This is a genomic window from Microbulbifer sp. VAAF005 (assembly GCF_030012985.1).
Taxonomy (GTDB): domain Bacteria; phylum Pseudomonadota; class Gammaproteobacteria; order Pseudomonadales; family Cellvibrionaceae; genus Microbulbifer.
Genome location: NZ_CP120233.1, coordinates 2,085,139 through 2,096,865 on the forward strand (window position 1 = coordinate 2,085,139; position 11,727 = coordinate 2,096,865).

The window sequence follows — 11,727 nt, forward strand, 5'->3', positions numbered from 1 at the left end:
AACATATGAAACGTCACCAAAGAGAAGTATAAACCAGGCAACACTCAAAACTATCACTTTCAATACTGACCATTAACGACAAATCAAAAAAATAAAAATGGATAACTGATGATGGAAATCAATGAAATCGTTAACTCACCGAACATCAAAAGTGAGAATTTCAACTCAAAAGCACTATCCGTCTATAGCTGCTTAGAAAAGCAAATCAATATAAATCCAAATAAAACAGCTCTTGTATATCAAGGAATTAGTATTAGCTATCAAGAGCTTGATGAGCGCTCAAAATCACTTTCAGCCCTAATCAGCCAGGCGCTAGCTAAAGAAGAAAATTCAGAAGAAAATTTAGTTGCACTGTATTTAGATAGAGGCTTAGACATGGTAATAGCCATGCTGGCAGTAATAAAAGCTGGTGCTGCCTATGTTCCAATCTCTACAAAGTATCCACGGGAGAGAGCTTTATATATTTTCAAGGACACCAAAACCAAAGTGGTTGTAACTCAGACTCATCATAAATTTCAACTGACGAGCTGGCTAAACTCAAATCGTAACCCGCCAATCTTACTATTTTCTGACAATACAGATACTAGAGAAAGCAGCCCTTCACTGGATGAAGTAAATCAAAACTCTCTTAATGATCTTGCCTACGTACTCTACACATCAGGAACAACGGGCAACCCTAAGGGGGTCATGATCACTCATCAGAATATCCTTCACCTCGCTTCGGCGCAAATTGAAAGATTTTCACTAGAAAATTTTCAACGCACTTTACAGTTTGCATCATATGTTTTTGATGCCAGTGTATTCGAGATATTTGCCAGTCTATTTTTAGGCCAAACGATTTATATTGCTAGTGATGAAGAACGTAAAGACCACAATAAACTTGCAAATCTAATCAGAGACAATCAAATACAGTTTGCCACTTTACCTCCATCATTATTAGCGTTATTACCCGAAGACAAACTTCACTCCTTGCAAAGCATTGTTGTTGCCGGTGAAGCACCATCCCTAAATATGATGCAAAAGCTCAACAAGCAAAGCAAGATTTTCAATGCCTATGGACCAACAGAGACTACTGTGTGCGCTACCGCACACCTTTTTAAGCATGGAGATTCGGCAAACAATATTGGCACGGCATTAAATAATACTAAAGCTTGGGTGTTAAATAATAATTTACAGCAGGTGGCAATCGGAGATATCGGAGAGCTGTATCTTGGCGGCGCCGGCATTGCCGCTGGCTACTGGAAAAAACCAGACTTAACGGCCGAAAAATTCATCAGTAGCACTTTATTGCCACCAGACATTATTGATGACGATTATAAATCCATATACCAAACAGGAGATTTAGTTCGGCGCCTCCACGGAGACGAATTTGAGTTTATAGGAAGGAATGACTCACAAGTAAAAATTCGAGGTCACCGAATAGAGCTTTCAGAAATTGAAAATTGCCTAAAAACTCTAAATGGCATTGCCTTGGCATGTGTACTTGTAAGCGATACTGGACATAAACAATCGCTGCATGCATATGCAGTACTCAAGCAAGAAGTCTCGTTGGAAATACAACAGCTCGTATCACACCTAAAGGCACACCTACCATCTCACATGGTACCTGAGCATTATCTAATTTTGCCTGAGCTCCCACTGACAGAGAATGGAAAAGTAGATAAGTCGACTTTATTATCAATGGCAAAAGACAATACGTCCGCTATCGTGGACGAGAATCTTGATTCTGAACAATCAGCTTTTCTAGCCTTAATGAATGAATATACAGCATTACCTTTGGCATGGAAAGAAGACTTCTTTGCCGCTGGTGGCGACTCAATCTCAGCCATTAGATTATCCTCCAAACTCGCCAGAGAAGTATCTATAAGCATTCCAGTTGAACTAATTTATACAGAGCGTACACCTGAAAATATCTGGCAGGAATTACCTCGCTGCCAACCGACTTTTAGTATCAATGCCAGGGATGAAAAATATCGAATCGTTTCACCTTTATCCTCACAGCAACGAGCTATATGGTTTTTAACGAAGTCCAATCCAGGAAATAGAGCATACCATGCAAAAAGCAAATTAATCCTAAAAGGTGAAATCAATCCAGACATTCTTACTCTCTCTATCCAGGATGTAGTCGATGCACATGAGATTTACCGAAGCTCCTATTCTTTGGAGGAGCCCTGTCAATATATCCATGAAGGCTACCAGGTAAAGTTAGCCAGATATGATTTTAGCTCCATGAATTATCAACAGGCTCAGCAGCAGGTTGATTATTTATTGGCAGAAGAACTGAATCAGGTATTCGATATTACCCAATTACCTTTGGTACGCTGGGGATTAGTAAAATTAACAGACAAAGAACATGTTCTTATTCACATTGAATACCACCTTGTTCATGATGGCTGGTCCTCGAATATATTTCTTGAACATTTATTCTTCTGCTACCAGCAAAGGCTTGAGGGTAGAAAAAATATAACTCTAAATCATGTTGGGCAGTACGCAGATTTTGCTGTTTTTCAAAATAACTGGCTAACGAGCGAAGCGGCTGAAAAACAGAAACTATTTTGGTATAAAAAACTAAAAGATGCCCCGACTAAAATTAATTTGCCCCAGACCGCCACAGGGGACTTAAAGGGAGGAGACACTAAAAAAATGAAGATCTCTCGAAGTTTTTGGCATGAGATACAAACGTATTGCCAGAAACAGGGAGTGACGCCATTTTCCTTTATGCTGGCGGCCGTCAACTTAGTATTATCTCAATATTCCGGAGATACTGATATTTGCGTCGGCACTGGTACTGCGAACCGTAATTACCAAGGAGTAGAAAACACTATTGGAATGATGGTCGCAACCAATGTTGCAAGAATAAAACAAAACTCAAAACAAGAAATTAATGATTTTATTCACACCTGTTTTGATACGACACAAGAAATACAAAGAAATCAGGAACTTCCATTTGAAACCGTAGTTGATTTGGTAAATCCTGAACGTATCAAAGGACTAAATCCGTTATTTCAGGTCTGCTTTAGTTTTCATGATTCTCCCTTACCGAAAATGACATTGCCTGGCATCTCAGAGATGCAATTGGTCGAAGCCATCGGCAGCAAATCCGCAAAGTTCGATTTAAATATTGTGGTTATCCCGAGGATGGGACAGGAAGGCAGTGACGACCCAGTTACTGTCCTATGGGAGTTCAATCAGGAACGACATGCCCCTTGGTTTATTCAGAATATGATGACCTCACTTAAGTCAGTAATGGCCCAAATCCTGAACGGGAAAGCCAGTAAAATATCAGATTTGGTTATAGCTGATCCCCAACTGAAGCAACAGCTCGCCAGATGGAATAATACCGATACTGAATATGCAGCGACCAGTAATTTGGTCGAATTATTTGAATCCCAAGTGAGTAAAACCCCACAAAATACAGCTCTGGTGTATCAGAATAGTACTATTAGCTATCAGGAACTTAATAAAAAAGCAAATCAACTTGCCCAGGTTATACGCTCTCAACACCGAACTCAAACTGGCCAAGAGTTAATGCCAGATACCCTAGTAGCTTTGTATTTAGATCGTAGCCTGGATATGGTGATCAGTATATTAGCCGTTCTAAAAGCTGGTGGCGCCTATTTACCTATCTCTCCAAAATACCCAGAGCAACGTACTCAATTTATCCTTGAAGACAGTCAAGCTCCCATTATCCTAACGCAACAGTATCACTTTACTGCGATTGATAAAAAACTGTCAGAGCTAAAAAATGTTCCATTACTTATTTCTGTTGATATACCTGAATTGCTATTCACTCAATCGCCAACGGCCCCCTGTATCAAGCTCGACTCCAAAGCCCTGGCATATGTGATTTATACCTCAGGCACTACAGGAAAACCCAAGGGGGTGATGATAGAGCATCAAAGTGTAGTAAATCTGGCTCAATACATGATCAAAAGTCATCGATTGGATACTGAAAAGCGGATATTGCAGTTCTCTAACTATGTTTTTGATGCTAGCGTTTTTGAAATATTCCCGGCACTTTTATCTGGCTCGGAGCTCCATATTGCTTCAGATGAATGCCGGGTTGAGAGTGAAAAGCTAATTTCATATATCAATGAAAATAATATCAACCAGGCATTTATTCCAACTGTAATGCTCAATGAAATTGCAGAGGAGCTAAGAAAGTCCACATTAACATTAGTTCACACAGGTGGTGACAATTTAAGTCCATTACCAGTATTGCCTGCCGAGCCCACATTTAATGAATATGGCCCGACAGAAGCCACGGTATGTGTGACACAGCAAAAAATAGAGAAACCTGACCAAATAAACATAGGAAAACCAATCGATAATGTGAGGCTTTATGTATTAAATGAATATGGACACTATTCACCTGTTGGTGTTATTGGCGAATTATATATAGGTGGAGCTTGCCTGGCTCGCGGATATTTAAATAGAGAAACCTTAACGCAACAGCGATTTATTCCCAACTATTTTGCAACACAGGAAGATCTCGATAGAGGTTACGATAGATTATATAAAACTGGTGATTTGGTCCGCTGGTTACCTGACGGTTCTCTAGAGTATTTTGGCCGTAACGACAGCCAAATAAAAATCCGTGGTTATCGAATAGAAACAAGCGAAATCGAAAACATCTTGTGCACTCACCCCGAAATAAAACAGGCAGTTGTTATTAAACGGGAGTTAAAGGGTAATCAAGTCTTGGCAGCCTATTTGGTTTCAACACATGATGTAGTACTGGATTTCGACGCAATAAAGTCATTTCTACAGTCGAGCCTACCCAATTATATGGTACCTGATTCATATAATTTAATAGATGCCGTTCCCCTTAATATCAATGGCAAAGTTGACCCCAAACTATTACCCGATCCAAAACTGGTCACCCAGCAAAATTATGTTGCGCCAAGAAATGACCTTGAACGACATTTATGTGTAATCTGGCAAGAAGTATTGAATCTGGACAAAGTCGGGATAGAGGATAACTTCTTCCGTATCGGCGGTAACTCCATCAATGCAGTAAGGCTCACAGCTGTCAGCCGAAAGTCGAACGGGATAGATATTCCATTGCGCCTACTATTAGAGCACAGCACCATTGCCAGATTAGCACTCGCATTAAAGAACCAGAAAAGCGTAGTAATTCCCAAGCTGTCTGATGATCCTACGACTATAAATCAGCTTGTAATGGAGATTTAATTGATGTTGGATTTACTTAAAGAACTCAAAAAAAATAGCTTAGCGGTTTGGGTCAGTGGAGATATTCTAAAGTTAGCAAGTAGCACTGATGAAATACCACAAGAACTACTAACACGATTGAAAGAAGAAAAGTCTCAGTTAGTTAATTATTTGCAAAGAAGAGAAATTGATTCACAGGAAAAATTTTCTGAGCTTAAGGAACTTATACAATACCGCCTATCTTTTGCTCAAGAACGATTATTGTTTATTGAGCGCTTACAGCCTGAAACCTGTGCATATCACATTCCGTATTTAGTGCAACTGGACCAAGATGCCCAATTAGATATTCTACAAAGTGCTTTTACACATTTGGCAATACGCCATCCTGTGCTCAATTCCGTCTATATGGAGTCTGACAACCAGAATATCAGCCAGATATTATCTGACTCTATTAAAATTTTGACAACCCAATTAAGCACAGAAGAAAATTTACTACCGGCGGTAAAAGATGAGATAGTGCGCCCCTTCGATCTGTCACAAGATCCACCAATGCGCCTGAAATATTATGAGGTCAATAAAAAGCTGTATTTGCTAATTATGTGGCATCATATTGCGTTTGATGGCTGGTCAATGGACATTTTCTTACGGGAATTATCTAGCACCTACCAATCTCTACTTAACAGTCAGGAAGTACGCTTACCAGACCTATCTATCCTATATAGCGATTACGCCCAATGGCAGAGGGATTACCTAAATGGAGAAAATCTCTCCAAGCTAAAGTCTTTCTGGCATAATACCTTATGCGGTTATGAACTTTTAGCTTTACCAACAGATCGCCCTCGCCCAAAAAAAATGGATTACCGAGGAAAAAATACCTACTTTACGTTAGAGACTGGACTATCCCTGAAATTGCGGCACTATGCCCAAACAAGGGAAACTACTCTATATACCGTCCTCCTCAGTGCTTTTTTTGCAACACTGTCTAGCCTATCAGGGCAAGAAGATATCCTGATAGGTACTCCGTCAGATAATCGTCATCATGCCCAGACCCAAGACGTAATTGGCTTTTTTGTCAACTCGCTGGCGCTACGTGTAAAGTTAAATGCAGATATAACAGCTGATGAATTAATCAGGCAGGTACATCAGGTAGTCTCTGCGGCTAAAACTCACCAAGATCTACCATTTGAGTCTCTCATTGATACACTGGAAGTGGAAAGGGATTTGTCCCGCCATCCATTGTTTCAGGTAATGTTTACGGTACAAAGTTTTGGTTTGACAAACCTATATGAATTGCCGTTTACCCGAGTAGAAACAGATCCTCAAAACCCATTATATTCGCCTGCAAAAGCGGATTTACGCCTGACTCTCGATGACAGTGGGAACCAGATAAAAGGTTTATTTAGTTATGCCGTAAGTCTATTTGATGAAGACAGCATTATTCGTATCGGTAGAGTCTATCAAAAAATTTTAGTACAGATGCTGGAGCAGCCCTCCCGACCTATCAATACTTTTGATAGTTTGTCAGATAGAGATCGCCAAAAAGTTTTAATTGATTGGAATCAGACAAGCTCACATAGTGGTAATGAGCTAAGTTTATCACATCTATTTGAAACTCAAGCCCTAATAAATCATGATTCAATCGCGGTTAGTTTTGAAGAACAACAATTAACTTACCAAGAGTTAAATGAAAAAGCTAATCAAATAGCAAGGGCAATACAGCATAACTATCAAGATAAACACCGAAATACGATAAGACCCGATACTATCGTTGCCTTATATTTTGAACAAAGCCTGGAAATGGTTATAGGGATATTAGCTGTGCTAAAAGCCGGCGCAGCTTACCTTCCCCTTGCCTGTGATGCACCTCAAAAACGTCTGAAATTTCAATTAGAAGACAGTAAATCTGCCCTGGTATTAAGTCAAAGTTTCAAGCTTGATAAACTCCGCTCTTTACTCGAAGAAATCCCCACTCCACCTTTATTACTTGCAGTAGATAACCAAGTAGAAACTGCGCCGTATTCTATCGAAAACCTAAGTCATGGTCCGCAAGGAAACAACCTGGCGTATCTAATCTATACCTCAGGCACAAGCGGCACTCCTAAAGGAGTAATGGTAGAGCATAAATCCGTTGTCAATCTAATTAAAGCACAAAGCGAAGCATTTAATTTTGACAATCAAGAACGTGTACTTTGGCTGTTGTCTTATGTTTTTGACGCATCAGTTGAGCCCTTTTATTTGGCTCTGTTGAATGGTGGGAGATTGATATTACCCGAAAGAGGAATATTAAAACAACCGGAAAAAATCATCGGCTTATTAACCAAACATCAGGTTACACACTTGGTAGCATCTCCTTCTCATTTGTTGACTTTAGGTGACATCAAAGACAAACAGCAAATAAAAAGAGTGGTATTTGGCGGTGAACCTTGTTCACCAGAGTTGGTAAATATTTGGAAAGACAAGCTTATTAATGAATACGGACCAACTGAAGCTACGGTAACAGCCATTCAAAGCCTGAACTTTTATCAGCAAAATAATAATCGATGTATAGGTCGCCCTATCAATAATGTTAAGGCTTACGTACTTAATAAAAAAGGTTGTCCGGTACCCATCGGGGCTCCAGGGGAATTATATATCGGTGGAGCAGGAGTCGCCCGAGGCTATCTCAACCAGAAAGCACTGACAGCACAGAATTTTATCAATAACCCTTTTGCCAATAATGAAGATAAAAGCAGGGGGTATGATCGCTTATATAAAACCGGCGATTTGGTGCGCTGGTTACCCAACGGGAACTTGGAATATCTGGAACGTATAGGACAGCAGGTTAAAATTCGGGGTTACCGAATTGAGTTAGGGGAAATTGAAACTGCGCTCACCAACGTAGAATCAGTAAAACAGGCACTGGTGACAACTTATCATCATCAGGGTAGTACCCTGCTAATAGCCTATATAGTACCTTGTCTAGCACAAGATATTTCATCAGAAGTCTTACGGGACACATTGGCTCTTAGCTTACCTGAGTATATGTTGCCGGAGAGCTTTACTTACCTGGATCAGATCCCGCTAACCACCAACGGTAAAGTAGACTATCGTGCTTTACCCACCCCGGAACTAATTTCTAAGGATAACTACCTTGCACCCCGAACCGAACTAGAGAGTCAGATGTGTCAGATCTGGCAACGTGTACTGGGACTGGAACACATAGGCGTTAAGGATGACTTTTTCCGTATAGGTGGCCATTCAATTAATGCAGTTCAGCTAACCGCTACTATTCGTCGAGAACTGGCTATAGAAGTTTCACTGGAAGATCTGTTCGAACGAAAAAATATAGCCACTCTGATTTCGGGAATAGAAAAACAAAAGCTGTTGACAATCCCGCGCTCAAATGCAACCGCATTTCCACTATCTTTTGCTCAGGAAAGACTTCTATTTATTGAGCAATTTGAATCTGGTAGCAGTGCCTATCATATACCTTATCTTACCCGACTAAAGCCAAAGACATCGCTGGATAAGCTTGAACAAGCGCTAAACGCTGTGATTCGTAGACATACTGTGCTTAACAGTGTCTATTATACCGATAACACCGGAATTAGTCGGCAAGAGGTACTATCTACTCCTGTCATTTTACAAATGCACAAAGCTGCGGACAAAAAACAATTAACGCTCTTAGTTAGAAAAGAGTGTATGCATTCCTTTGACCTTGAAAAGGAAGGGGCAGTTCGACTTCATATATATCAATTAGGGGAAGTAGATTATCTACTAATACTCTGGCACCACATCGCCTTTGATGGCTGGTCTAGCGGGATTTTCATCAAAGAGCTTTCAGAAATTTACCAAGCTATATGTCAAAAACGAGAAGCTCTCCTACCCGAACTGGATATTCAATATCGTGATTATGCTGCCTGGCAACATGACTATCTGCAAGGAGAGCAGCTAGAGAAGCAGCTACAGTATTGGCAACAACGTTTGTCCGGATATGAATCTTTGGCTTTACCACTTGATTACCCCAGGCCCATAGTGGCTGATCACCGAGGTAAATACCATCGGTTCACTCTAGGTAGTCAAATCTCAGCACAGTTACGAAGATTAGCAAAAGATCAAGGAATCTCTCTATATACTGTACTTCTCAGTGGATTCTACCTATGCCTGACAACCCTGTCTGGGCAAGAAGATATTTTGGTGGGCACACCGTCAGATAATCGTCATCATGCCCAGACTCAAAATTTGATCGGTTTTTTTGTTAACCCCCTGGCTTTGCGTGTTGTAATCAAGTCCGAAATGTTGATAAAAGAACTATTAGCCACAGTGCACCAGGTCGTAACTTCGGCTAAGGTGCATCAGGAGTTCCCATTTGAGCGTCTAGTTGAAGAACTGAAGATAGAGCGAGATAATTCTCGCCATCCTTTATTCCAGGTAATGTTTGGTCTACAGAATAACAGGCAGGAAATCAGTGATGCCGAAAAACTACCTTTTATTCCTACAAAATTAATTGATGAAAGCAATTTATATGTACCGGCAAAATTTGATCTAAGTTTATCGCTAAATGATTATGGCGATGAAATTACCGCAGGGTTTAACTATGCGGTAAGTCTTTTTGATGAAGAATCTATAGCACATATATCCAGTCTTTACCAAAGGATGCTTTCCGGTCTCCTTTCTGGACCAGACTTTCCGATAGCACAAATAGAAAAACTAAGTACCGTTGATCGACAGAAAATGTTGTACCAGTGGAATGATACTCAGGTTAATTACCCCGCCGGAAACACTATACATGGTCTATTTGAACAGCAGGTCAGCCGGACACCTGATCATATTGCCCTGGTTTTTGAGCAATGCCGACTAAGCTATCGGGAGCTAAATCAAAAGTCCAACCGTCTCGCACGTGCACTTTTAAATAAATATGAAGACAGCACAGCGAGGACAATAGAGCCCGACGATCTAGTAGGATTATGTTTTCAACGTAGCGCAGATATGGTGGTTGCCATTTTGGCGGTACTGAAAGCTGGAGCGGCCTATGTGCCAATTGCACCGGACCTCCCTCAAGCACGTATTAAATTTATACTGGAAGATGCACAAATCTCGCTGGTAATGAGTGATAAGCAGAGCTTATCGGCACTACCCGCATCCCAGGCTGGCAAGTACCAAGCTCCATCAATCCTTGTAGTTGATGATAAAAAGGAAGTCACCGCATATCATCACGATAACTTACCAGAAACATCAAGTAGCAATCATCTTGCCTATGTGATTTACACGTCAGGGACAACAGGTAAGCCCAAAGGCGTTTTAGTGCAACATAATGCAATAGCAGCTTTTACTTGCAATAATCGTTATTTGGAAGCCTCCAAGGTGACCAATATTGCCAGTTTGTCTTCCTATGCTTTTGATGGTTTCGTATTTGACTTATTTTACAGTGTGCTAAATGGCTGCAGTATGCATCTCATTACGCAGAACGTAATCCAGTCTCCTATAAGTTTAATAGATTATCTAAATAGCCATCATATTGATTCATTTTTTATCACGACTGCATTACTGAGTGTCCTGACCAAAGAAAGCCTATTAAATGGATTGAAGGTAAATAATATTTTATTTGGCGGAGAAAAGGCCGATGCTGGAACTTTACACCAGCTAGTTAATGACCACCCTGAAATTTCGTTTACACATGTTTATGGGCCGACTGAAACGGTTGTTTTTGCTACTGCCTGTCACTTAAATACCAAGATGAGAAAACTGCCTATTGGCAGCCCATTGCATAATAAAAAATTATATGTTTTGGATAAAAATGGCCAACCGGCACCTGTCGGGTCTCCTGGGGAACTATATATCGGCGGTGCAGGTATTGCTCGCGGCTACCTTAATCAGGAAGAGCTGACAGCTAAGAGTTTTATTAATAACCCTTATGCCAGTGATGAAGATAGAGAAAGGGGACATGACCGGCTATATAAAACTGGGGATTTAGTGCGCTGGTTACCAGACGGAAATTTGGAGTACCTTGAGCGCATTGGTAAGCAAGTTAAAATTCGGGGCTACCGGATCGAATTAGGAGAAATCGAGTCAGCCCTGCATGAAATCGAAGCAGTAAAGCAAGCGTTAGTAACCACTTTTCACCATGAAGAAAATACAATATTAGTTGCTTATATAGTACCAGAGGCAAGAGAGAAAATTTCACCGGAAACCCTAAAGCAAATGCTATCTATTAATTTACCGGGATACATGGTACCTGAAAGCTATACTTTGTTGGAGAAATTGCCATTAACCCCTAATGGAAAATTGGACTATCGCGCGTTACCAAATCCACAATTGATTATAAATGATAACTACCTCCCTCCCCGCACCAATCTTGAACAAAATCTCTGCCTGATCTGGCAGCAGATATTGGGACTTGATCGCGTAGGTATTGCGGATGACTTTTTTCGAATCGGTGGGCATTCGATCAATGCGGTACAACTCATAGCTACCATTCGCAGGGAATTAGGTATTGAACTATCCCTAGCAACTCTCTTTGAGAAAAAAATATTGCTGCCCTCTCCAAAGGGCTTGAGGAGAAGCCTCTGCTAAGAA

At 40.6% G+C, this 11,727-nt stretch carries 2 protein-coding genes; both read left to right on the forward strand.

What is annotated here, in order from left to right; translation table 11 throughout:
- The first annotated feature begins 108 nt into the window (after window positions 1-108).
- The gene (locus P0078_RS09200) at window positions 109-5,193 is read left to right on the forward strand and encodes a non-ribosomal peptide synthetase (protein ID WP_282934101.1); all 5,085 of its coding nucleotides are present in this window, start codon (window positions 109-111) and stop codon (window positions 5,191-5,193) included.
- 3 nt (window positions 5,194-5,196) lie between these two features.
- Entirely contained in the window at window positions 5,197-11,724 is a 6,528-nt protein-coding gene (locus tag P0078_RS09205; RefSeq protein WP_282934102.1) for a non-ribosomal peptide synthetase, read from the forward strand.
- Window positions 11,725-11,727 lie beyond the last annotated feature (3 nt).